This window comes from Nostoc sp., from assembly GCF_036917535.1.
Taxonomy (GTDB): Bacteria; Cyanobacteriota; Cyanobacteriia; order Cyanobacteriales; family Nostocaceae; genus Nostoc.
In genome coordinates, this window is the sequence record NZ_JBALDA010000090.1 from 52,722 (window position 1) to 77,583 (window position 24,862).

Here is a 24,862-nt window from a genome sequence, read left to right on the forward strand (position 1 = left end):
TTTCAAAAATTAAACTTGCTTAATTATGATTATAATTTAAACTTAGTTGTTAATATCTTTTAATTAATATTGAATTAATTAAAAGATATCTGCTGGATCGGCAGAGCGTAATTTTCTAATTGCGATCGCCCCAGAAATAATGCACATAATCATAGTCAAAATCAATACCATTATCGCTCGGTCAAAACTCATAAACACTGGTAAAAGTGTTGCAGTCCTGGCACTATTATACATAAATAAGGCAAAAACTATTCCAGGGAAATAGCCTAAAGTTGCTAATAATAAAGCTTCTTGAAGAATAATTGTCAATAAATAGTTTTGTGTATAACCTATTGCCTTGAGAGTAGCGTATTCAGCTAAGTGGTCTGCAACTTCTGTATAAAGAATTTGATAAACAATCACAATCCCCACAATGAAACCCATGACAGTCCCTAATGTGAAAATAAAGCCAATAGCTGTACTCTTTGCCCAATAATTCCGCTCAAAGTCAATAAACTCTTGTTTAGTTAAAACATTTACTTCATCAGGTAAATACTTGCGTAATTCTTGAGCAACAACATTAGCATCGGCTCCTGGTTTTAATCTAATTAGCCCAATATCAATTAATCCTTGCTGACGATTGGGAAATATCCGCATAAAGTTAATATCACTCGTAATTAAATTACCATCTGCACCAAAGGATGCGCCTAATGTAAATAGCCCTTCTACTTTAACTCGCCGCCTTCGTACTTCTGCTGTTACAATCTTTCCTTGCTCATAATTAGCAGCGATCGGGCCATACTCTACCCTAGAAGAACGGTCAAATAGAACTACATCAGGTAGTTTAAGTTTATCTAAATTTTCCTGAACTCCAGGTAAGTTAAATAGGTTATTTTCTGGATTCATTCCAAAGATTAGGATACTCCGAGGTCTGCCTGTAACAGGATTTTTCCAGATTGAATAGTCCAAATATATTGGATGTACTGATTGAACTGCGGGTAATTCTAAAGCTTTATATAATCGTCGTCGAGAAAAGCTTCTCATCGCCAATATAGCGTTAGATTGACTGTTAATTAAAACAATATCGCCTTGCAAGCTGTTATGGAATCGAACGTTACTATAATACAGAGCATCTCGAAAGCCGAGTTGCATAAACATTAAAATATCTGCAAAAGCAATTCCTGCTAAAGCCACAGCTAGGCGAGTTTTTTCTCTTGTCAGTTGTAGCCATGATAGAGGTATTTTCTGATTCATTTTATAGGTATCTCAGCAAGTTTAGCGATTTGAGATTTTCCACCCATTATGGTGATACCTGTATCAGAATAATAGAATGTTTAAAAAACATATTTTTAATTCAAAATATCAAATTATCGATTGGGGTTACTGCTCACCTACAACTTAATTAATTATTAATATCAACAATAACTTTGGCGTAAGTTAAACCAGAAACTTTTAGGCTATCTTCTGGAGACAGAGCAATTTTAACTTCTACAACTCTGGCATCCACATCTGCTGCTGGATCTGTATTCAGCACATCTTTTTTACCAATTTTTCTACCAATTTCAGTGACAGTTCCCTTTAATTCGTCGCTAAATGCACCGTTATCACTGGTGATAGTAGCATTTTGACCAAGACGCACTTTACCAATGCTGTCTTCAGTAACTTCAGCAATTACAAACATTTGGTTGGTTTGGCCAATTTCTGCAATGCCATTTGCGCCGACCGCTTCACCCGATTTGGTATAAATTTTTAAAATCTCTCCAGCGATTGGTGCTTGAACGTAGCTTAACCTTAGTTCTGCTTCGGCTTTTCTGACATTTGCGATCGCATTACTAACTTGGGCTTGTGCTACTTGCACATCGGTAGGAGTAACATCTAAAATTCTGCTCAGTTTGGCCTTTTCTTCATCAATTTGTCTTTGCAAAGTTGCTAAAGTTTTGTCACGGTTAACTCTGGCTTCGATTAACTGCTGTTGCAAAGTTGCTAAATTTTGTATTTGGTTTGCTCTAGCCTCAGCAAGTTGCTGTCGTACAGTTGCTAATGTCTGCTTCAAGGTAGCTTGGCTTTCAACCACTTGCTGATTAGCAGTTATTGCACTCAAACGTCTATTATCCCGTTCTTGCTGAGAAATCGCACCTTCTTTGTATAAAAAATCATAGCGTCCAGCATCAACTTGGGCATTGCGCTGTTGGGCTTGAATACGTGTAAGCGTTGCTCTGAGAGCTTCTTTTTGACCACTGAGTTCAGCTTCTAGGCGATTTACAGTTGCTTGTTGGACAAGTTTATCACCACTTAATTGAGCTGCAATCCGGGCGATCGTTGCTTGTTGACCATTCCTTTCCCCAATTAACTGCGCTTGTAGGCGAGCAATAACTGCTCTTTGAGCTTGAATATCTCTTGGAGATCCAGCCCTGACTTGTGCTAAATTCGCACGGGCTTCTTGGACTTTTGCTTTTGCCTCTTGTAGTCCAGCTACTTGGGTATCGCGGTTGTCCAAAATTGCCACAATTTGACCTTGCTTTACTCGTTCACCCTCTTTCACCAGAAGTTGCTGAATTCGTGACGATGGTGCTAATCCTGATGATGGGGCGGACAATTTAACAACTTCGCCTCGCGGTTCCAAACGCCCTATAGCACTAATGCTGTTAGTAGATGGCATTACTGGTACAGATGTAGTTAGTTTTCTCAACTGCTCAATTTTGGCCGTACCTAATATCCCAGCAGCGATTACTATTGGTACGGCTACAGCGATACCCCACCAAATCTTAGGTTGTTCATGATTAAGTTGCTGCTCACTTGGCTTTGGCTTTTCAGTCACCCTTGACATAGTATGTTGCCCATTTACCTGAATTGTGCTGATGGAAGTAAAAATAAAAGGGTTTTTAATCAACAGCCAGCTGTTAGGACAAACAACAGTGGTTTCAAGCTGGGTATCGCTTAAAATCCATTGTGTGATGAACGTTCAACACTATGGCTTTACAAAATGGAATTTTCTATAGCCGCTCATTATCTATGCAATACATTTTGATCTCTCTCCTACAAGGAGAGAAGCTTTGAGGCTAACTAGTACAGCACGGCGTAAATAAACAGACCATTCAAGATAGCACAAAAGCCCGGAATACAATTATGCGTGACTTTTGACTTCCGTCTTGCAGTACTGTTTTAGGTCTGTATTGAAAGTGAGAAACGCTATAGTAGCTGGCTATTCAATAACTCTGAGTATTATTGAGACATGAGTGCAATGGAAGTTAGTAGAATTCACAAGCAGTATGAATCTAGATATAAAGACGCGAGATATCACGTCTCTACACAAAATCCTAAATTGGTATGATGCGGTACTTTACTGCTACATTCTACTACGGCTATAATTAGTCACAAAATTGAAAAGAAACATCAAAAATAGACTGTTGCCTTTGTTAGACACAATCTTGCTACAAAAGTTAGTCTTCCTTAGTCAATCAATGATTAACTAACTAAAAAATGTCTATCAACTTCAGCATTCTTAACATCAGAGTTTCCTTAACTTTCTGGTCAATGAGTTAGCTGTCTCTAGTTGTTTGCACCTACCAAGACAACAAACCATTTTGTAATATTCGCTTCAAAAACCTTACTATTCTTCCTGTTGCTGTTTTGGAACTCCATTAAACTCTCGTTGAATGAATTCTACATTTATCCATTAGCTGAAAACGTAACAGAGCCTACAGATGGGGGAGATGGAGGGGATGATTAAGTTGGGAGATCGAATAAAACTGTAGTCATGTAATTTTCTGCCCAAACTGGGCCAAAGGCTTTTTCTAGTACGCGGCGGGTTTTATCGTTTTGCTGCTGTTTGGTGCAGTAGTTGTGTTGTCCGGCAAGATTTTGTGTAACTTGTTCAACGGAAACTGGATGTGAGGCGATCGCTTGGATACAATGAATGTCTAAAAATTCTCGCACCCGCGACAGAAACATTGTTTCTTCTTCTGGGGAACTGGGGCGCACAAAGATACAAAAATCTGAAAAAATATTTCCCCATTCTGGTAATTCACGGGGTTGGGAAAAGTTAAGCACTGTTAGCTGTGTCAGTCGAGAAGTATAAGATTCTGGTAAGGTGCGTTCTACATGGATAGGAGAAAGGTCTGCGATCGCTGCACTAATTTGACCTCTACCCCCAACTAAATCACAACCAAACATCGGCAGGTTGTATTCTGGACGAGGAAACATGACGCAGTGCAAAATATCCAGCATATTTCCGATTTTCGCCAGTTCCAAATGCATTTTCCGAAACTGGGGCGTTTGATAGCAACGGTTTTCAATCGTCAGTTTTTCGCCTTCTAGTCTACCTTCCACATACCCCAACTCATTAGGCAAATGGTAGGGTGATAAATCCAGGTGCTGATGCCAAGCTGCCTCAATACAATCAGCTAGCTGACGAATTAGGGAATGTTGTTGCTCGCGCAGCGAGGGCATAGAAGTAAATGACATATTCTAGTTGAGAATGCGATCTAGTGGCCAGTCTACAACTTGTCGTGTCATACCTGTTGTGGTCTGCAATCAATATAAGCAAACACTTACACCCAGCCAACGTAAATTTATAAGACAGATACTTTTCACAATGATTATTTATTTTGTAGTCTAGGTTACAGAAATAATTTTAGATTAGCCCATTTATGAAGGCTAATAGAAAGCTATGAAACTAGATTCTCATAGACCAGATTTTGCTATGCAAGCAAGAAGGCACAATCTGGAAGACTTACAGAGGTTCAGAGCTTCTACTTGGGTAAACCTTTTGCAACTTCCCAACCCCTTTAGTTTTGACGAAGCACTTTTATTGTGTCCGGTTTCAGCAGATGAGTGGTTAGCCTGGATTCCAGATCATGGAGAGGCAATACTCAATATCAGGCAATTTAGTTATTGAGCATTGGGCATTGGGCACTGGGCATTGGTTATTAACTTTGGACAAAGGACAAAAGCAATAGTCAGTAGAAGCTTATCGGTACTACAGACTGATTGTCACCTCTGCCCAGCAAAGATTCAATGATTGAGGATAAGTTATTAATTTATTGTACTTAACGCTGATTTACCCCTCTTGCACGTCACGTTCAAGTGCCCACTCACGCCAAGAAAGTCTGCTGCTTCGTGTTTATTCATGGTGTTACCGCCAAATCTCGCCGTCATCCTAACATACACTGTGGCGGCATTTGACGATGTTAGTCAAGTAAGTGAGGACGATTACTTTCTACTATTACCTGACTTTTTTAGAGAAATTATTTAGCTAATAGAGGCATTCGCCTACAGGTACATGCTATTATAAAGTCAATTTTTTGGTGTTTATCGTGGATAAAAAAATAGACATTAATGCAGAAATATCTCAAATCAGAGTAGTGGCTATATTAATATTTATATTTACTTTGGGACTTATGCCTAAACGAATATGGAAACTATCAGTTGACTGGTGGTATTGTCAGTCAACTGTTGGAGAAAGAATAGATGGTAGAGGGAGAAATTTATTTAAAGATTTCGATGAATATGCCGCTTTTATGACAAGACTTGAAGCTCAAAATGGTGGAAGGTTTCCAGTAGTTGATAATTTTTGGTTTACGTTTATTGGGCGCATAGTTATTTGGTTTATATTATTCATTATTGTAAAAACAATTATAGACTTTATTAAGTAAATTCAAGCCTATCAATCAATTCAAAATTTACTTGATCATGTCGTTACTCTGTAACCGTCTTAGTCTCTATATAGAATGGTAAGAAAACTTGCTACAATCTTTGTTGTAGAGGTAAATAAAGCTTTTCAAAAATCAATTTAGGAAGGTTTTTTAGAAACTTTACTATTTTCTATCGTTATATTCTATCAATTCTCAAATGTGCCACTTCAGAAATAATTTTTTTAAACTCATCATTACTCATTAAATTGTGGCAACCATCGTAAGGATCAAAACCAAGCTCTGAAAAATTGTAAGGTGAAGATTTTGCAAAAATTACAAAAGAACCTTCCATATATCTCACTATTAGTCTTGCTGTTTCAGGTAAAGGTTTTTCTCTATTATTATCCAAATCATAATTATAATATTCATAATCCCATACAGAACGTTCTCTATAAACCCCTGGTGTTATTTCTGTAATCTCTTCATGTTTATACTTATCTTTTTTGTAAATACCACTCGGTTCTAAATAGTTTGTTTCTATCCTGAAGTAAGACCACTCATGATTACTATTAAATGAGTTAAATTTCAAATTTTTAGGTTTTATAATATATGGAATACTATTTTCACCTGAAGATATTTCAATGCAATCTTTTTCAACAGATTCTATTGCTCCTGCCATATCTATTCCACCTCCCTCTGGGCAAAACATATGATTAGCACTAGCAATGCTTCCAACAATATTAAGAACTGATAAAATTTCTTGTTTATCTTCCCAAACACAACTGTAAGGAATTGAAATAGGGAATATTTCTTTCAACATAGATTCCCACTTAAACAAGTTCTCTAATCTTTGCTTTCTAATACTCATAATTTTTACATAATAGAGACTATTGACTTCATTAAATTATAAATTATATAATTTAAAAACAGCAGGCTTATATCAACACTGAATAAAAAAACAAAGTAAAAATTGGATTTTCTTTCTGCTGCTCAGTTATACCAAAATAACGCTCCAAGGCAGCAAAAGAGCGATGACCAGTAATTGACTGAATATGCCGCAATAGAATACCCACATCACTTATTAGTATTTCGGCTTTTCCTAGAGCCATTCGGACAAATGACTATTGCCACAAATCAGTGACATCGTATCCCAATTCCTCTAGCATGTGCCGCAGCAGGGGTAAACTGAGTCCAATTACATTGCTGTGACAGCCTTCAATTTTTTCCACGAAGAAACTTCCAAAACCTTCAATGGCAAAGGCACCAGCACACTTGAGGGGTTCACCTGTAGCAACATAAGCTTTAATTGCCTTCTCGCTCATTTGAGCAAAGTAAACTCTTGTAACTTGAGACTTGACTAAAGTGCGGTTTTGGTCGGTGTCAATTAAGGCATGACCTGTGTACAAGTCGCCAAAGTTATCTTGCATTATCTGCCAACGAGCGATCGCTTCAGAGAAGTCTGCTGGTTTGCCGTAAATTTCACCATTGATGGACAAAACTGAATCACAACCCATAATCAAAGTTGATTTAAACTGTGGGGCTACAGTTTCCGCTTTATACTGGGCAAGAGTTTTGACCAATTCTGCTGGTTCACTTAATTCAATTTGCGACTCATCAAAGTCACTTGGTTTAACTATCGGTTCAATACCAACAGTTTGCAGCAAGCGGCGTCGGGCTGGGGAAGCTGAGGCAAGTACAAAAGGTGGAATTTTCATGATCTGATAAACTTAGTAATTGGGAATGGGGGAGCCACTGCAGTCTTGGGGTCTCCCCAAGTGGAGCAAGTGGCGTCATTGGGGAGCCAGTGTGTTGGGGAGACAGCGCCGTGGGCGGGCAATGCCGACAGCCAAGCAACTGGCGTCATTGGGCATTGGTTATTTCCCTTGTTCCCCTTCTGCCCCAGTCTTTTTTTTTGAATTTTGAATTTTGAATTTTGAATTTATTTCTCCCCATTTCCCAATTAATAGACAGAAAAAGAATTGACAACCTCGTCAATCATTCGTTTAACTTTCGCCCAGCGTTTTTCAGGAATTGAAGCGTTGAAGGTAAAAAGTTTACCACGGCTAACAGCAACGCTGGTGATGTTATGTCGTTCCTGTTGATTGGGGAGTTTAACCTCATACTCTAAAAGGTAGTATGTTTTACCGTCTACTTCTCGCTGTGCAGCATTGACTAATTCAGCTGAACGACCAGAGTCAGGAGGCGCAAGAGCCGCTTTTCCCAATTTATATCCTACTTCTGTTGGGGTTCCTAATTCTGACAAAGTTTTGCCTTCTGGAACTGGGCTAATCACAACTGAAACATTTTCGGACACCTCAATCAAATCGTGGAAAACCACATCTGGCCCGTTAGCAACTTTAACTGGCAGCCAGCCGTTAGGATATAAAAACTGATAGCCATCACTACTGTCTACAAAGCTTTTGAGTCCAGCCGCAGCCGCTACACCAGAATTACTCAGGCTGAAGCTCAACACCAATAGCAAAATTAATACAATTCGTTTCCACATTTTTACAGATTTATTTGGGCTGGAGACAACACTAGCCAGTTTGTCCAGAAAGCGGGGAGCGATGTAGTAACCCATGAGCTTGTTTATGAATAGTTAGCACTTCTAAAGTTAATGTTAAGTTTTTCTGGGGACAGCGATCGCTTCAAAATCGTCAAAAAATCAACATTGAATATTTGAACACCTAATCAGCACATTTATTTTTTTCTGTCAACGCGTCAATTATGGTGATAAAAATTACCTATTTAAAACAGACTTTTTATATGATAGCTTTATCAATATTTTTAGTTGTAAAACATATCCTTAATCCAAGTTTTTCTACATAAAGAAAATAAAATAACTGATTTAATTTAGCCAATAAAACTCTGATTGTGGGCATTTTGGGCAATTTTTGAACAGCCATTATCAAGAAAAATTGAGAATTTTTCCAATTAAGATGTCATTTCCTGTAGAGTTAATTCTCAGGTAGATCGGAAGACTTCTTATTGACTTGTAATAGCTATCTACGTTATTGACGACAGTCGAACAGGTGGTTTAAGTGTGGGTGAGGTATGAAATTTAATAAAAATTATAAAATCAACTGGGTGCGTTTTGCAGGCATACTAGCAGTGTGTTGGATGATGCAACCTACTGTGGGGCGAGGTCTGACGACAAGCTGTTTTGCATCTACGCAACCAGCACCAATTGCTAAAATCCCACAACTGAGTGAGATTGACCATCCGCTCACCAGTGCCGAAAAACTTGTACAGTCCCCAACTAAAGAATTAGTACAAGTTACGGGAGTGAAAGCTAATCCTACCGCTAAAGGTGTGGAGATAATTTTACAAACTTCCTTTGGGGAACAGTTGCAAGTCATAAATCGCAGTACTGGCAATAGCTTTATTGCTGATATTCCCAATGCTCAACTGCGTTTAGCTAGTGGCGACACTTTCACATTCCGCTCAGAAAAACCAGCCACAGGAATTACTGAAATAACAGTAACGAATCAAGATGCAAATACCATCCGTGTAAGCGTAACAGGTGCAACAACTTTGCCAGTTATTCAGCTGTCTGATAGTCCTAGTGAAGGGTTGATTTTTGAAGTAGCATCAGTTGCATCTTCCACACAGCCGCAACCCCAAACATCACCAACACAAAATCAGCCCACTAGCGAAACTCAACCAACTCAACCATCGGCACAAAGCGATCAGCCGATTGAATTGGTAGTAACAGGTGAACAAGATGGGTATCGCATGCCAAATGCTTCAACTGCAACCAAGACTGACACCCCCTTGCGTGATATTCCTCAGTCAATTCAGGTCATCCCTCGTCAGTTGATTGAAGACCGTCAGGCAACCAGAATCGGCGATGTTTTGAGAAATGTGAGTGGCATTCAACAACCCACAAGTGGTTCGCGTAGTGGTCATTTTGACATCTTTTTCATTCGTGGTTTCAGTAGCGCTAATGAGGGTGTTTTGCGAGATGGACTTAGAGACAGAACAAATTCACGTATCGGTTCGCCAACAATTAATCTCGAACGTATCGAAGTCCTCAAAGGTCCTGTTGCCGCCCTTTACGGTCAAGGTGGTCTGGGTGGCACGATTAATCTGGTCTCGAAACAGCCTCTTAGCGAACCCTATTACGCTATTTCTGCATCGGCAGGAAATTACGATTTTTATCGCGGGACGCTCGATTTTTCTGGGCCGCTGAATCCAGAAAAAACCTTACTTTATCGTCTGACAGCCGCAGCCGAAACCTCAGGAAGTTTTATTGATTTTGTCAACAGCCAGCAGTACTTTATCTCTCCTGTTTTGACTTGGTTGATTAGTAAGAACACAACACTTACTCTGACCACAGAGTACACAGCTGCGCCGCGCAAGGATGAGTTTGGTATCCCTGCAATTGGAACAGTAGTACCCAATCCCAACGGTCGCATTCCTCGCAATCGTTATATCGGCGAACCTGACGATGCAGATAATCGCTACGCACTGCGAGTTGGTTACAACTTCGAGCATCGCTTCAGTAACAACTGGCAATTCCGTAATGCTTTTCGAGCGGCGTTTTTCACAACATCCGCACCAGAGGTTTTTCCTTCTTCCCTAGCTTCAAATAACCGCGATCTTCAGAGAATCTTTTCTCAACCAGGTGAAATTAGTAAGACGGATGATTACAACTTAGATACATACGTCACTGGCAAGTTTGCGACGGGTAGCATCGCGCATCAACTGCTCATTGGCTTGGATTTATTTCGAGAGGTTAACCGATATGACGGTTCGACTCGCGCGATCGCACCACTCGATCTGTTTAATCCAGTCTACGGTAGTCTGCCAGGAGCAGTAATTTCTAGAACTAATAATCAACAAACGCAACAGGCTTTGGGTATTTACATTCAAGACCAGATTGCCCTAGCAGATAATCTTAAACTTTTATTGGGAGGTCGTCTTGATATCTTGAATCAAAAACAAAATGACTTTCTCGCTAGCAGTAAAACTTTTCAACAAAACGAAGGCTTTAGCCCACGCGTCGGGATTGTTTATCAGCCAATTACGCCACTTTCGCTTTATGCTAGCTACGGTCGCTCGATTACTCAGGTACTCGGAACTACATTCGATACTACTATATTTGAACCGGAACGTGGCACGCAATACGAGGTAGGTGTTAAAGCCGATTTGAACGATAAAGTTTCTGCGGTTCTAGCATTCTACGACTTGACCCGCGCTAATGTTTCAACCCCCGATCCTAGAGATACTCGGTTTTCCATTCAAACTGGCGAACAACGCTCTCGCGGGATTGAATTCGATTTATCGGGTGAGATTTCCCCAGGATGGAATATTTTTGCTAGTGCTGCTTATACTGATACTGAAATTACTTCAGACAATACCTTTAGGGTTGGCAATAGCTTGGCGAATATTCCGAAATATAGCGCCAGCTTGTGGACAACTTATGAAATTCAGAAAGGAGATTGGCGGGGTCTAGGCTTTGGTTTAGGACTTTATTATGTAGGCGATCGCCAGGGAGATTTGGCAAACTCTTTTGAGTTACCGAGTTATGTACGTACCGATGCTGCCATCTTCTACAAGCAAGGAAGATTGCGGACAGCGCTCAATTTTAAGAATTTGTTTGACATTGAATATTTTGAAAATGCTGGTAGCAGCGCCCGGGTTAATCCTGGTGAACCATTCACAGTGGTGGGAACAGTAGGGTTTGAATTTTGATTTTAGGTAATTTGGAAGCATTCACCAAAAATCAAGACGACTTTCAAACTAATTCCTGTTGTTACTGGGTTTATTATGCAGTGCGATCGCTACAAACAGAAAAATCCCAAACAGTAGACGATGTAAATAGTTGAGCGGTGGTGTAAGGAATATGAAATTAAACAAAAAAGATGGAATAAGCTGGGTGCAATTTGTAGGAATATTGGTATTGTCCTGGATGATGCAATCTGGTGTGGTGCGAGGTCTAACGACAAGCTGCTTTGCATCTACGCAACCAGCACCAATCGCTAAAATCCCGTACCTGAGTGAGATTGACCATCCGCTCACCAGTGCTCAAAAACTTGTACAGTCTCCAACATCAGAATTAGTTCAGATTACGGGAGTGAAAGCTAATCCCACCGATAAAGGTGTAGAGATTATTTTACAAACTGCTCTTGGGCAACAGTTGCGAGTTACAAATCGCAGTGCTGGTAATAATTTTATCGCTGATATTCCCAATGCCCAATTAAGTTTACCCAGTGGTGAGGCTTTTACATTCCGCTCTGAAAAGCCAATTACGGGAATTACTGAGATAATAGTCACAAACATTGATACCACTACTATCCGGGTGACAGTCATAGGTGAAGCTAGTGTACCAATAGTTGAGTTATCTGATAGTCCTACTGAAGGTTTGATTTTTGAAGTGGCATCAGTTGCATCTTCCACGCAACCATCACCAGCCGAAAATCAGCCCACGAACGAAACTCAACCAAGTCAACCATCAGCACAGGCTGATGAACCGATTGAGTTGGTGGTGACAGGTGAGCAAGATGGGTATAACGTGCCTAATGCAACAACTGCGACTAAAACTGACACGCCCATTCGCGACATTCCTGCTTCAATTCAAGTCATCCCCCGTCAAGTGCTGGAAGATCAGCGAGTGACACGAGTTCGGGAAGCGGTTCAGAACGTTAGTGGGGTGACTCCCGGAGGCAACGGTTCTCAATCTACGGTTGGTGAAACTTTCATTTTTCGAGGATTTGAAGGCAATCCTAATAGTACCTTTGTCAATGGTTTTAAGCGTTACAACACCTTGGGTCGCCAGTTAGATGTCGCTAACATTGAACAAATCGAAATTCTCAAAGGCCCAGCATCAGTCCTTTACGGTCAGGGCGAACCGGGTGGCATTCTCAATATTGCGACCAAGCAACCCCTAAGAGAGCCTTTTTATGCTGTTGAAGGAACAATTGGTAACTTTGATTTCTACCGTCCGGCACTCGATATTTCCGGCCCCTTAAATACCGACAGAACAATTCGCTATCGCTTAAATGCAGCGTATCAAAACTCTGGTAGCTTTGTTGATTTTGTGAATACCGAGCAAACATCTCTAGCGCCTGTGATTAGTATTGATTTGGGAAAGAATACAACCCTGACACTGGAAGCTGACTATCTCAATACAGCCAAAGTAGAGTATTTGGGTATCCCTGCGGTTGGTTCAGTGCTTCCAAGCCCCTTTGGACGGGTTCCCCGCTCTCGGTATATTGATGACCCAGATTTAAACATAGAACGTAGTTTTATTGGGTTAGGCTATCGCTTTCAACACAAATTTAGTAATAACTGGTCAATCCGCAATGGGTTCAGAGCCGAACTTGAAGATTATCAGGAAACTTTTGCTTTTAATTTAGGACTGCAACCAGACAATCGCACAGTGAATCGTAACGCGAGATTCGATGACGCTAGGTCACGGAATTACTTTCTGCAAACTGATGTTCTTGGAACTATCCAAACAGGAACAGTTAAGCAGGATTTACTCTTCGGCTTGGAATTAGGCCGAACTAATTACATACGAAAAACATTCAGTCCAACACCAGCTTTGCTACCCATCGATTTCTTTAATCCAAATTACGACCAACCTGCAATTCAATTTAATAGGAAAACAACAGATACAGAAAATCCTCAAAATTTAATTGGTGTCTACGCCCAGGATTTAATCTCTATTGGAGACAACCTAAAAATTTTGCTAGGTGGACGTTTCGATTTTGTAGATGCTTCCTATGAGGACACGGTACGGGGGTTTTTTAATGAACCAGAAGATAGTGCTTTTAGCCCTCGTGTAGGAGTGGTTTATCAACCGATTCAGCCAGTTTCTTTATATGCCAGTTATAGTAAATCGTTCCAAGCCACTGGTGCATTCTCCATAAACCCAGGTGAAAGACCGTTTGAGCCAACTAAAGGTGAAGCATTTGAAGTCGGGGTGAAGACAGAATTTCTAGATGGCAAACTTGCAGCAACCGTAGCAGCTTATCAAATTACTAAACAAAATATTGTCGTATCCGACCCAGCCAGACCAGGATTCAGCCTTCAGGTGGGTGAACAACGCAGCCAAGGTATTGAGTTCGATGTCGCCGGAGAAATCTTACCTGGATGGAAAATCATTGCCAACTATGCCTATATTGATGCTGAAATCACAGAAGATACCAGACCAGCTTTCAAGGGAAATGAGCCGAATAACATTCCCCGTAACAGCGCCAGTTTATGGACAACTTACGAAATTCAATCTGGAGGTTTGAAAGGGCTAGGCTTTGGCGGTGGATTATTTTTTGTGGGCGACAGACAAGGAGACTTAGCAAATACATTTACATTACCCAGCTACGTGCGAACAGATGCCGCAATTTTTTACCGTCGTGATAACTGGCGAGTCGGGCTGAATTTCAAAAACTTATTTGATGTCTACTATTTTGAAAGTGCCAGTAGTATCAACAGTGTGTATCCTGCTGCACCATTTACTGTCTTAGGAACGTTTTCTGTGAATTTTTAATTTCGTTTGTGTGATGAGTATGAAATTTAATAAAAACGATCGGCTCGGCTACCTAAAATTAGCGGGAGTATTGGCAGTATTTCTAGCAGTAGTGATGCAGCCAAATAAAGTGCGATGCTCCGAAGGGAGCCGCCAAGGGCGATCGCAACCAGTACCAATTACTAAAATCCCGTACCTGAGTGAGATTGACCATCCGCTCACCAGTGCCAAAAAACTTGTACAGTCCCCAACATCAGAATTAGTTCAGATTACGGGAGTCAAAGTTAATCCCACCGATAAAGGTGTGGAGATTATTTTACAAACTGCTCTTGGGCAACAGTTGCAAGTTACAAATCGCAGTAGTGGTAATAATTTTATTGTCGATGTATCTGGCGGGCAATTACGTTTACCGTCAGGTGATACTTATACATTTCGTTCTGAAAAACCCCTTGCGGGAATTACTGAAATCACAGTAAATAATCTTGATGCAAATACTGTGCAAGTAACGGTGGTAGGTGAGAAGGCTTTGCCCACAGTTGAGTTATTTGACGATGATGCTGGTCTAGTTTTTGGTATAAGTTCTGTTGCAACGGCGACTTCTCCACAACAGCCACCCGAAACACCTCAAACTAATCACCCACAAAACCAGACACAGCCAAGTCAACCGTCAACTAGTGGTGATGAACCGATTGAGCTGGTAGTGACAGGCGAACAAGACGGATACAGTGTGCCAGATGCTAGCACTGCCACCCGAACCGACACACCTGTGCGTGACATTCCTCAGTCGATTCAAGTAGTTCCCCAGCAAATCCTAAAGGATCAACAAGTTGTTCGAGCATCAGAAGCGTTGCGTAATGTGAGTGGTGTCCAACGAACAATAACCTTTGGTAACACTAACGACAGATATCTCATTCGTGGTTTCAATCAGTTCGTCAATCTCCGTGATGGTTTTAGAGACCCTGACCAGAACATTGTGGAAACTGCTAATTTAGAACGAATCGAGGTACTCAAAGGACCCGCTTCAGTCTTGTACGGCAATGTAGACCCTGGTGGTGCGATCAACTTTGTTACCAAACAACCACTCGAAAATCCTTTTTATGCTTTGGGATTGCAAGCTGGAAGTTTTGGGCTGGTGCGACCAACCTTAGATTTGTCAGGTCCATTAAACTCAGAGCGCACACTACTGTATCGGTTAAATGCGGTTTATGAACATGACGGGAACTTTCGAGACTTCGACCAAAAAACTGAACACTATTCCGTCTCGCCTGTATTGAGTTGGAAGATTGGCGATCGCACAAACTTGATCCTTGAGTTTGAACATTTATATGACGAGCGGGCTTTCGATCGGGGATTAATTGCCTTTGGTCGAGGAGTTGCGGATATTCCCTACAATCGAGTTTTAGGCGAACGGGACGATCGTATCATCAATACTCAGAATAGAGTAGGATACCGTTTGGAACATAATTTCAGCCAAGACTGGAAGCTCCGCAGTCGGTTTCGCTTCTCTTCAAGCGAGGTTCAAACCTCTAGAATTGAATCTGGGAGATTGGACGAGCAGACTGGGATACTGAGTAGATTCTGGGGTGATGGTCGTGGTAATACCAAACAATATCTGCTGCAAAACGATTTAGGTGGTAAGTTTTCGACTGGCTCAATCAAGCACACGCTTCTATTTGGGGTTGATTTGTCCAAGATAACAGATGAGGGCGATCTTCGCTTTGGGGCTGGCCCTAGCATTAACATCTTTAATCCTGTTTATGGAACTGCTCCTCGTCCCAATCGAGAGCTGCTGACCGATATCATTCCAAGCAAAAGTGAAACAAATTCTTTGGGCATCTTTTTACAAGATCAAGTGACGCTCACTGATAACTTAAAACTGCTGCTCGGAGGACGCTTCGATCTTGTCAATCAACAAGATTACATCGGCAACACCCAACAGCAGGATGATGCTTTGACGCCACGCATTGGGATTGTCTATCAACCGATTCAATCAATTTCCCTTTATGCTAGCTTCAGTCAATCATTCCAACCGAACTCAGGAACTCGTGTAGATGGTTCATTGCTTCCACCAGAACGCGGGACTCAGTATGAAGCTGGTATCAAAGGTGAATTTCTTGATAATCGATTGACCGCAACCCTGGCAGCATACGAAATTACCAAAAGCAATGTCGCCACAACCGATCCTAACAATACAGATTTTGTTATTCCGGTCGGAGAGCAGAGAAGTCGAGGCATTGAGTTAGATATTGCAGGTCAAATTCTTTCGGGATGGAATATCATCGCTTCCTATGCCTACACCAATGCCAAAGTCACACAAAGCAATGATGGACAACAAGGAAACCGACTTGCCAACGTGCCATTTAACTCTGCTTCCTTGTGGACAACCTATGAACTTCAAACTGGGAGTTTGCAAGGGCTAGGCTTTGGCTTGGGTTTGTTCTACGTGGGCGATCGCCAAGGGGATCTCGCTAACGACTTTGAAACAGATAGCTACTTGCGGACTGATGCCAGCATTTTTTATCGGCGAAATAACTTGAGCCTTGGCCTCAACTTCAAAAATCTTTTTAATGTTAACTACATTGAAGTTAGCCAAACCAGAGCGTTAATTAACCCTGGCGCACCATTCACAGTGCAAGGCACGATTTCGTGGGAGTTTTGACCCTGGATTTCTCACCTTTTCTCCCTAGAAAAGGTTCGGTATTAATTTGTATTGACAGTGGTGTGATGAGTATAAAAGTGAACGAAAATAATTGGTTAAACTTCCTGAGATTGGCAGCAGTACTAACACTATGCTGGATGATGCAACCTACTGCGGTGCGAGGTCTAACGACAAGCTGCTTCTCTACCAGAGCCGGGGCATTGAGTTTGATGTCGCTGGAGAAATCTTGCCAGGTTGAAAAATCATTGCCAGTTATACCCATATTAATCCTGAAATTACTGAAGATACCAGACCAGCCTACAAGGGAGATCAGCCGAATAATATTGCCCGAAACAGTTCTTCTTTATGGACAACCTATGAAATTCAAACTGGAGGTTTGAAAGGTTTGGGATTTGCAGGCGGATTGTTTTTTGTTGGCGAGATCGCCAGGGAGACTTACCCAATACGTTTACATTACCCAGCTATGTGCGAACAGATGCAGCAATCTCTCAGAAGTTCATTCTGACTTCTGGCGACTGATTCCTAACTTCTTTTTTTAAATTTTATCTCAACTGTTCGCTATGACAATCACTATTTCCGAAAAAGCCTTTGATGAACTATTTGAGGAGACGGTAGAACCTTGCCAATACCCAGATCCAGATGATGTGTTGGATGTGGTGTGCAAATTGCCGCAATGGCAAGGACAAGGTTACTGGCGGAATATTCAGTTGCGTCAAGGGTTGGTGTTGACAATTGGGAATTTCCAAATGTGCGATCGCACAATAGTAACATTCACAGAACATGAAAGCAACTGGTTAGACTATCACTTTCATTTTTCGGCGTTGCATAATTGAAGTATGAATTTGAGCGATCGCGATGAAATGTCCAAGGTGTGCATCTACTCATATCCGCAAGAATGGGAAAAAGTATGGTAAACAAAATCACATATGTGTTCATTGTGGTCGTCAGTTTATAGATTCCTATGAACAGCAGGGCTACCCTGAAGAAATAAAAAAAGAGTGTATAGAGATGTACGTGAATGGTTCAGGATTTCGTGCAATTGAGCGAGTTAAGAAAGTCCAGACGCTCACGGACTCGCTAACGCTTCGCTATCATACAACTGTAATAAATTGGGTTAGAGAGCTTGGAAATACCCTACCTAATTCACCTGAATATAATGAGATACCAGAAATTACTCAAATTGATGAGCTTGAAACTTTTGTCGGTAAAAAAAAAACAAAATTTGGTTGTGGACAGCAGTAAATAAACATGTTCCAGGAGTTATAGCCTGGGTTTTAGGAGACCGTAGTCAAGACACTTTTAAGCTTTTGTGGCAGATAATAAACTGCTGGCATTCTTATTTTTACGTCACAGATGGCTATCCAGTTTACCCTTGTTTTATTAGCAATGAGGATCATATTGTTAGTAAAACTTATATGACACTCGTGATGTGTGAAAATAGTCGTTTTAGACCGGAGGCGGAGCATCTCCGGCTCCGCATTACTTAGCTAGGCTACATCGTAAAACTTTTTGTTACTCTAAGTCTGAGGAAATGCTTAAACTCTCTATTCAATTGGTAATACATTATCTCAAGTATGGTACCGTGGCGCTGCGGGCGCTACGCGCCCGCAAGCTTGAGGCGATCGCATGATTCATACTTGGATTCAGCAACGCCGGAAATCGAGATGCGAACAGGGAAGCGCCAGATTTCTTCACTCAATGCCGATCAGTTAGATCGCATCCACCGTGTTGAAGAGATTTTGCGGTGTCAGCTGCACAACCGACCTTCATTGGAGCAGTTAGCGCGGCAGGTAGGACTGAATGAATGCACCCTAAAGCAAGGATTTCGTCAGGTGTTTGGTAAGACGGTATTTACCTATTTTCGTGACTATCAACTCGAACAAGCCCAGCAACTTCTGGTGACGGGCAATTTTAAGGTGGAAGAAGTAACGCAGATGGTGGGCTATGGCGATCGCAGCGCTTTTACCAAGGCATTTCGCCGCAAGTTTAATATTAGTCCCAGCGATTGTCGTCGATCAATCCAGTACTTCTAAAAATTCCGTTTCAACCACAAACAAATTCCGTTTCAACCACATCGCGATCGCCCAAGCATTCCTCTTTTCCAGTAAGCTTACTGAGAAAGATTTTAGTTAAAGTTTTGTGAAATGGTGTGTAAGGAATTGTTATGAAGTGTTGGCATTTGTCTGCTGGTGTTTATCTCTGGCTCGCAATGTGTTTATGGGGATGCGGTAGTGCTTTTGCCATTGAACTGATACAAAATCGGGAAAATTTAGCTGTTAATCTAGCTCAAAGGGTACCCTCTCCAATCGCTCGCGAATCTCTAAAAAAAGGAGTGAATCAGAACAAAGCTCCCCTTGAAAAAGCAGGATCGGGGGAGCAAACCCAAAGCAGGATTCGACAGCTAAGTGAGATAGAACTGACTCACACCAGCGCCAGAATGTTTGTACAGTCGCCAGCACAACAAACTCTCCCCGTGCCAGAAGTTGTGCAAGTGACATCCGTGAAAGCTAATCCCACTAATAAGGGTGTAGAAGTAATTTTACAAACTAAACGCGGACAACAGTTACAACTGGTTAATCGTAGTGCTAAGAATAATTTTATTGTTGATATTCCCAATGCTCAACTACATCTACCAAGTGGGGATGCATTCACATTCCGCTCCGATAAACCAATAACGGGAATTACCCAAATAACAGTAATAAATATTGATGCCAATACGATTCGGGTGACAGTCACAGGGGAAGCGAGTTTACCAATTGTCGAGTTATATGACAGTGCCAATGAGGGTATAATCTTCTCTGTTGCCAGTATTTCACTCTCCACCTCACCTCAAACACAACCAAGTCAACCATCGGCATCAGGTGATGAGCCAATTGAGTTAGTGGTGACGGGTGAGCAAGATGGGTATCGCGCGACAGATGCTTCAACTGCTACCAAAATCGACACCCCCCTGCGCGACATACCCCAATCGATTCAAGTAGTACCTCGGCAAGTGCTAGAAGACCAGCAGACGAGAACCCTCGCAGAGGTGCTAAGAAATGTACCCGGTATAGCCCAAGCAGGATCAAGCCGTGATACCTATGAGTTACCTTTGATCCGAGGCTTTTTCGCTGGCTTGGATATCAAAAGAAACGGATTAAGAAACATAAGTAATCTATATCAGGGTTTTGATAGGGCTGGTATCGACCGAGTTGAAGTGCTCAAAGGGCCTGCCTCTGTTCTCTACGGTCAAGGTTCATTGGGAGGGGTAATTAACAACATCACCAAACAACCCCTGAGTGACCCTTACTATGCACTGGAAACCTCTGCTGGCAGCTTCAATTTCTATCGTGGTGCTGTTGACCTGACTGGTCCGCTCAATCCCAGCAAGACGGTGTTGTATCGCCTCAACCTCGCGGCTCAGACAACCGAAAGTTTTGTTGACTTTTACGAGCAACAGAGATATTTTGTAGCACCTGTTGTTTCTTGGCAACTGGGCGATCGCACCAAGATTACTTTCTCAGGCGAATATCAGGTGCGACCCGAAAAGAATGGTGCTACGGGTATTCCTGTTGAAGGAAGTGTCCTACTCAATCCGAATGGCAAAATCCCGCGCAATCGTAGCACAGCAGAGCCATTTAATACGACCGATACAAGTGCGCTTCGCGTTGGCTACGATCTCGAACATCGCTTTAGCTCTAACTGGCAAATCCGTAGCGCCTTTGAATATTCGTCGTTTCAACGGTATAAAAATGATCCCTTTAATATCGCCTTAGCTGAGGATGAGCGTACTTTAAGTAGAGACTACAGCAGGGGTGTGAATGATGAAAGAAATTATGGTATTGAGACGTATGTGGTGGGTAAGTTTGCCACAGGCAGCATTAGGCATCAACTTGTCACAGGTTTTAATTTCACCAAGCATACTGATAATACGACTAATAATAACGGCGAACTTGCTGCCCTTGACCTGTTTAACCCGGTATACGGTAGGCAGCAAAGTCCTGTTACCGATAGGACTAACTATTTTTCCTTCACAGATATACTTGGTATTTATGTTCAAGATCAGGTCACGTTAACTTCTAATCTGAAGTTGCTATTAGGTTTGGAGTTTGATACCTTCAACCAGACCTCCGGGGAGCGGTTTGGCAATACCGAACAAAAGGACTCTAGCGATGCTTTTAGTCCGCGTGTCGGGATTGTCTATCAGCCGATTAAGGCAATTTCGCTGTATGCTAACTATAGTCGTTCCTTTAACCCAAATACTGGAAGAGCCTTTGACGAGAGTGCATTTGAACCGGAACGTGGCACTTCCTATGAAGTGGGCATCAAAGGAGATGTTAGCAATCGACTGTCCGCGACCCTTGCCTTCTACGACCTGACACGCTCCAATGTTTTGGTTACTGACACTAGACCGGGCGTACCACCAGGCTTCTCCATCATAACCGGAGAGCAGCGCAGTAAGGGGATTGAATTCAGCATTGCTGGTGAAATTTTACCAGGATGGAACATCATTGGAGGCTACGCTTACACGAATGCAGAAGTTACCAATGACACTAATTTTAGTCTGGTAGGCAACTTGCTGAATAATGTTCCCAAACACAGCTTTAACTTATGGACATCCTACGAAATTCAATCCGGTTGCTTCAGAGGTTTGGGCTTTGGTTTGGGATTATTCTACGTTGGAGAACGTCAAGGAGATTTAGATAATACCTTCACTTTGCCTAGTTATTTCCTGACTAACGCGGCTATCTTCTATAAGCAAGACAGATTCCAGGCATCACTTAACTTCAAGAATTTGTTTGACGTTAACTATTTTGAATCTGCCGATAGCAGGGTAAATGTTTTTTATGGCGATCCGTTTACGGTACAAGCAACGATTTCGTGGGAGTTTTAAGGTCAGTTCAGGGAATGGATGGTGATGTTCGTCAACTGAACAACTCAGCGTCTACACACAATAAAACTATTACAGCCATATTATGAAGCGATGCGGCGATCGCACTCTCAACAAACTGAAAATGGGTATTTGTGATCATTCAAAATCTCTGGCGTTAAGCCGCTTTGTGCGGCTCGTGTGCAAATTTCATCCATTGTCTGCCCCAATACTTTTCGGGTTTTGGAGAAAGGGAAAAGGTTTGAATTTACCTTTTCCCCAAGCCCATTAACCTTTCCCCAGACCAAAAGAGAGATTATTGGGTTTATCCGAAAAATATTGCCTCCGCACCTCTGCCTATTGTGCCCAATGCCCTTTGCTGAGTAAAGAAGTGAGGAATCTCACTTCTTTACTCAGCACTCGGAACTCGAAACTCGGAACTGTTTTGCCCCATGCCCAATGCCCTAGATAGATTATTCTGGCTCGCTACAATACTTATTCATCTGATTCACTAATGTATCTGACTGTTTGCCAAGAGCTGTAGCTGTTGTCAGTGCTGAATCAATTTCGGCTCTCGCCTTTTGAATTTTTTCTCTCCCAGATTCCGAGGCTTCTGCTGTCTTGGTTGCACCAAGCGCCTTACCTGCTTTAGCGATCGCTTGACTAAGATTTTGAAAAATCTTCACAAAACTGCTTTGAAATTCTTTCAGCTTCGGATCTGTTAGCTTCAGTTCTGCAATGGATTTAGTCACAAAGTCTAAATCTTTAGATAGCTGTATGCTAGTTATCACTTGCGTTCCTTTATTTTTATCAATTAGAGAAGTTCCAGCATTCACAACTCGAATCAGTCGTTGGCACTGGGAAACTTTATTGTCGCTGCAACTAGTAACGCATAAAGCAATACTTAGGCTCACAGGAGCAAGAACAGTATATTTATATGAAATAGACATTAACACCCCAACAGCAATCAAACCCACAATATAGTATCCAATATTACGAGTAAAACAGGTATTTGGGCGAATGGCAGGAAGTTAAAATACAGCCTTTGCCTTGACTGGTTCCCAGCCTGGGAGGCTTTGCCTCTAGTGGCTTGACCAGAGGCAGAGCCTCTCAGAATACATTCCTAGTGGGACTTAAACATTTTTGAGGAATAAATAAGCCTCAAACCCTTGCGGGGTAAGGGAAATACACCAAATGCCCGAAAACGCCTGAAACCCAGATATATTAACAAACCAAGCAAAACAATGTCAAAACCCTTTGAGATATACGTTTGAGGTCATTTTATCGGTGTTTTTTGCCTAAGTCCCACTAGTCTTCAGACTGGGAACGAGGATTTATTAAACTACAGAACTGTGATGTTTGCAGTAGCTTTGCTTTTTTCATTTATTTAAACCACAATCTCCTGTATAGGCTTACAGGTAGCTGTAAGACACAGGAATTTAGATTGATGAAAAAGTTTTAACCCAACGCAATTGAATAGCGATATCAAGAGCGATTGCAGCCAGCGCAAACCATAATAAACTTTCTGCCGCCAACACCAAAAAAGGCCAAATTGTGCTGTGAGAATTCCACCCAAATTCTATCTGAGTTAATCCGCGCACCAAGCCAAAGGCTAACACACCACCAGCTTTGAGTTGAGGATTTTGATCTGAGCGGATAATATAGCGGTAGGTGACACCAAATAATAAGCCAGTAAAACTTGCAACTACACTACTCACCCACCAATGCCAGTTAAGATCAATTTGCAGACTTGCGAAGATCTGAAAATACTTTGCTAGTACAAAAATATTCAAGAGACTGGCAAGCACGAAAGCAAAACATACAGATAAACCTCCAATTATTCCAGCTTTGAGAGATTCTATGCGTTCTGCCATTAATTGAGGCTCTAAGGTTGAATTCACTCTATATAGAAATTAGGGATGGGTATTGGGAAAATTCTTCCCCAGTCTTCAATATGATAAATGCTAGAGCAGTTTTGTAATTAATTAAATTGTTGTTCTCAGATGGGAATTTTGATGATAAATTCGGTTCCCATACCTGGTTGAGAATTCACGTCTAATACACCGTTGTGTTTCTCTACAACTATTTCGTATGCTATCGACAAGCCAAGTCCAGTGCCTTTACCAACGGTTTTTGTAGTAAACAACGGCTCAAATAAGCGTTTTTTAAGCCGTTCAGGAATACCAATGCCATTGTCAGCAATCCGAATTACAACCAATTGTTCAGAATCTATTTCTGTTGCAATTTGAATCTGAGGAATTAGATTGCTCATTTTGCCATATATTATAGCTTCGTCAAGAGCATCAATTGCATTTGCCAGAATGTTCATAAATACTTGATTCATCTGCCCAATATAGCAGTTTACCTCTGGTAATACTCCATAACTTTTGATAACTTCAATGGTGGGATGATCGCCATTAGCCTTGAGGCGGTGTTGCAAAATCATTAGTGTACTATCTAGTCCTTGGTGCAAATCAGCAGATATTTTGGCATCCCTATCAGAGCGACAGAAGTTGCGGAGTGAATTAGAAAGGTTCCGAATTCGTTCACTTCCTAGCTGGAGTGAATTCAAAATTTTTCCCATATCTTCGAGAACAAAGTTTAGATCCAAGTCCTCAATAGCAATGGTAATTTTGGCTGTTGGGTTTGGATACTCTTGTTCATACAGTAGGAGCAACTCGGTTACTCCTGCAATGTATCCTTGCAAGGGTGAAATATTGCTGGAAATAAAGTTGATAGGGTTGTTGATTTCATGTCCAATACCAGAGATTAACTCTCCAAGTGTTGATAGCTTCTCTTGCTGCACCAGCTTGACTTGGGCTTTTTGCAAAGCCTTGGTGCGATCGCTGACTTGTTGTTCCAAAGATTCAGTCAATTGTTTGAGTTGTAAATGCACGCGCACTCTGGCAATAACTTCCTCTTGTGCAAACGGTTTGGGAATATAGTCTACTGCACCAAGGGAAAATCCCTTCGTTTTGCTTTCCGTATCCGCTAAGGCAGTGGTGAAAATAATTGGAATGTTTTGGGTAACAGGATTGGCTTTCAGGCGACAACAAGTTTCAAATCCGTCAATACCCGGCATTTGTACATCCAGCAAAATCAACTCTGGTTGATTGCGTTCGGCTTGGGCGATCGCACTTTCTCCATCGACTGCAACACGGAAACGAAAACCCTGACTATTGAGCGCTTCACACAGGAGAGATAAATTTGTGGGATTATCATCCACAATCAAAATAAATCCGTTATTTTGAGTTTTGCTCATGATGAAT

20 protein-coding genes and 2 pseudogenes are annotated in these 24,862 nt (G+C 41.5%); 13 read left to right on the forward strand and 9 right to left on the reverse strand.

Going from position 1 to position 24,862, the window contains the following annotated elements; all coding sequences use genetic code 11:
* Positions 1 to 78: 78 nt before the first annotated feature.
* The 3 genes from devC to V7K56_RS28620 form a co-directional block, all read right to left on the reverse strand.
* Entirely contained in the window at positions 79 to 1,233 is a 1,155-nt protein-coding gene (gene devC, locus V7K56_RS28610; protein ID WP_334916049.1) for an ABC transporter permease DevC, read from the reverse strand.
* A 148-nt stretch (positions 1,234 to 1,381) separates the two neighbouring features.
* On the reverse strand, positions 1,382 to 2,806 hold the full coding sequence (locus V7K56_RS28615; protein ID WP_334916051.1) for an HlyD family efflux transporter periplasmic adaptor subunit: 1,425 nt from the start codon (positions 2,804 to 2,806) through the stop codon (positions 1,382 to 1,384).
* Positions 2,807 to 3,705: 899 nt separating this feature from the next.
* On the reverse strand, positions 3,706 to 4,443 hold the full coding sequence (locus tag V7K56_RS28620; RefSeq protein WP_334916053.1) for a phycocyanobilin:ferredoxin oxidoreductase: 738 nt from the start codon (positions 4,441 to 4,443) through the stop codon (positions 3,706 to 3,708).
* 205 nt (positions 4,444 to 4,648) lie between these two features.
* Between V7K56_RS28620 and V7K56_RS28625 the strand changes: the two genes are divergently transcribed.
* The 3 genes from V7K56_RS28625 to V7K56_RS28635 all read left to right on the forward strand — a co-directional run bounded on the left by V7K56_RS28625 (position 4,649) and on the right by V7K56_RS28635 (position 5,633).
* Positions 4,649 to 4,876 (forward strand): hypothetical protein, encoded by a 228-nt coding sequence (locus V7K56_RS28625; RefSeq protein ID WP_334916055.1) that lies wholly within the window; start codon positions 4,649 to 4,651, stop codon positions 4,874 to 4,876.
* Between the two features lie 231 nt (positions 4,877 to 5,107).
* Positions 5,108 to 5,233, forward strand: coding sequence for a hypothetical protein (locus V7K56_RS28630; protein WP_334916057.1), 126 nt, complete (start codon positions 5,108 to 5,110; stop codon positions 5,231 to 5,233).
* 61 nt (positions 5,234 to 5,294) lie between these two features.
* Positions 5,295 to 5,633: a hypothetical protein gene (locus V7K56_RS28635; RefSeq protein WP_334916059.1), complete on the forward strand. Its 339-nt coding sequence runs from the start codon at positions 5,295 to 5,297 to the stop codon at positions 5,631 to 5,633.
* A gap of 175 nt (positions 5,634 to 5,808) precedes the next feature.
* Here the strand turns inward: V7K56_RS28635 and V7K56_RS28640 are convergent, their stop codons facing one another.
* The 3 genes from V7K56_RS28640 to psbP form a co-directional block, all read right to left on the reverse strand.
* Complete coding sequence (locus V7K56_RS28640) at positions 5,809 to 6,480, reverse strand: hypothetical protein (RefSeq protein WP_334916061.1); 672 nt, start codon at positions 6,478 to 6,480, stop codon at positions 5,809 to 5,811.
* A 253-nt stretch (positions 6,481 to 6,733) separates the two neighbouring features.
* The gene (locus V7K56_RS28645) at positions 6,734 to 7,327 is read right to left on the reverse strand and encodes a Maf family protein (RefSeq protein WP_334916063.1); all 594 of its coding nucleotides are present in this window, start codon (positions 7,325 to 7,327) and stop codon (positions 6,734 to 6,736) included.
* A gap of 245 nt (positions 7,328 to 7,572) precedes the next feature.
* Entirely contained in the window at positions 7,573 to 8,118 is a 546-nt protein-coding gene (gene psbP, locus V7K56_RS28650; RefSeq protein ID WP_334916503.1) for a photosystem II reaction center PsbP, read from the reverse strand.
* Between the two features lie 548 nt (positions 8,119 to 8,666).
* On the opposite strand from psbP, the gene V7K56_RS28655 reads away from it, so the two are divergent.
* The 10 genes and pseudogenes from V7K56_RS28655 to V7K56_RS28695 all read left to right on the forward strand — a co-directional run bounded on the left by V7K56_RS28655 (position 8,667) and on the right by V7K56_RS28695 (position 21,617).
* The gene (locus V7K56_RS28655; RefSeq protein ID WP_334916065.1) at positions 8,667 to 11,309 is read left to right on the forward strand and encodes a TonB-dependent siderophore receptor; all 2,643 of its coding nucleotides are present in this window, start codon (positions 8,667 to 8,669) and stop codon (positions 11,307 to 11,309) included.
* Positions 11,306 to 11,443: a hypothetical protein gene (locus V7K56_RS28660; RefSeq protein WP_334916067.1), complete on the forward strand. Its 138-nt coding sequence runs from the start codon at positions 11,306 to 11,308 to the stop codon at positions 11,441 to 11,443. The genes V7K56_RS28655 and V7K56_RS28660 overlap by 4 nt, the downstream gene beginning before the upstream one ends.
* Positions 11,444 to 11,460: 17 nt before the next feature.
* Entirely contained in the window at positions 11,461 to 14,106 is a 2,646-nt protein-coding gene (locus V7K56_RS28665) for a TonB-dependent siderophore receptor (protein ID WP_334916069.1), read from the forward strand.
* 19 nt (positions 14,107 to 14,125) lie between these two features.
* Entirely contained in the window at positions 14,126 to 16,744 is a 2,619-nt protein-coding gene (locus tag V7K56_RS28670; RefSeq protein WP_334916071.1) for a TonB-dependent receptor, read from the forward strand.
* A 91-nt stretch (positions 16,745 to 16,835) separates the two neighbouring features.
* Positions 16,836 to 16,982 carry a hypothetical protein gene (locus V7K56_RS28675; RefSeq protein ID WP_334916073.1) on the forward strand — a complete coding sequence of 49 codons (147 nt, stop codon included), beginning with the start codon at positions 16,836 to 16,838 and terminating at the stop codon, positions 16,980 to 16,982.
* Positions 16,983 to 17,081: 99 nt separating this feature from the next.
* Positions 17,082 to 17,230: pseudogene (locus tag V7K56_RS37290) on the forward strand (TonB-dependent siderophore receptor); the annotation flags it as partial.
* A gap of 74 nt (positions 17,231 to 17,304) precedes the next feature.
* The gene (locus V7K56_RS28680) at positions 17,305 to 17,577 is read left to right on the forward strand and encodes a hypothetical protein (protein WP_334916075.1); all 273 of its coding nucleotides are present in this window, start codon (positions 17,305 to 17,307) and stop codon (positions 17,575 to 17,577) included.
* A gap of 22 nt (positions 17,578 to 17,599) precedes the next feature.
* Positions 17,600 to 18,374, forward strand: a pseudogene (locus V7K56_RS28685) (IS1 family transposase).
* 34 nt (positions 18,375 to 18,408) lie between these two features.
* Positions 18,409 to 18,777, forward strand: coding sequence for a helix-turn-helix transcriptional regulator (locus tag V7K56_RS28690; protein ID WP_334916077.1), 369 nt, complete (start codon positions 18,409 to 18,411; stop codon positions 18,775 to 18,777).
* 131 nt (positions 18,778 to 18,908) lie between these two features.
* Positions 18,909 to 21,617 carry a TonB-dependent siderophore receptor gene (locus tag V7K56_RS28695; protein WP_334916079.1) on the forward strand — a complete coding sequence of 903 codons (2,709 nt, stop codon included), beginning with the start codon at positions 18,909 to 18,911 and terminating at the stop codon, positions 21,615 to 21,617.
* Between the two features lie 449 nt (positions 21,618 to 22,066).
* Here V7K56_RS28695 and V7K56_RS28700 read toward each other — a convergent pair whose 3' ends face one another.
* From V7K56_RS28700 to V7K56_RS28710, 3 genes are all read right to left on the reverse strand, one after another.
* The gene (locus V7K56_RS28700; RefSeq protein ID WP_334916081.1) at positions 22,067 to 22,543 is read right to left on the reverse strand and encodes a hypothetical protein; all 477 of its coding nucleotides are present in this window, start codon (positions 22,541 to 22,543) and stop codon (positions 22,067 to 22,069) included.
* A 489-nt stretch (positions 22,544 to 23,032) separates the two neighbouring features.
* Positions 23,033 to 23,467 (reverse strand): hypothetical protein, encoded by a 435-nt coding sequence (locus V7K56_RS28705; protein WP_334916083.1) that lies wholly within the window; start codon positions 23,465 to 23,467, stop codon positions 23,033 to 23,035.
* Positions 23,468 to 23,592: 125 nt separating this feature from the next.
* Positions 23,593 to 24,855: a sensor histidine kinase gene (locus tag V7K56_RS28710; protein ID WP_334916085.1), complete on the reverse strand. Its 1,263-nt coding sequence runs from the start codon at positions 24,853 to 24,855 to the stop codon at positions 23,593 to 23,595.
* Positions 24,856 to 24,862: the final 7 nt, after the last annotated feature.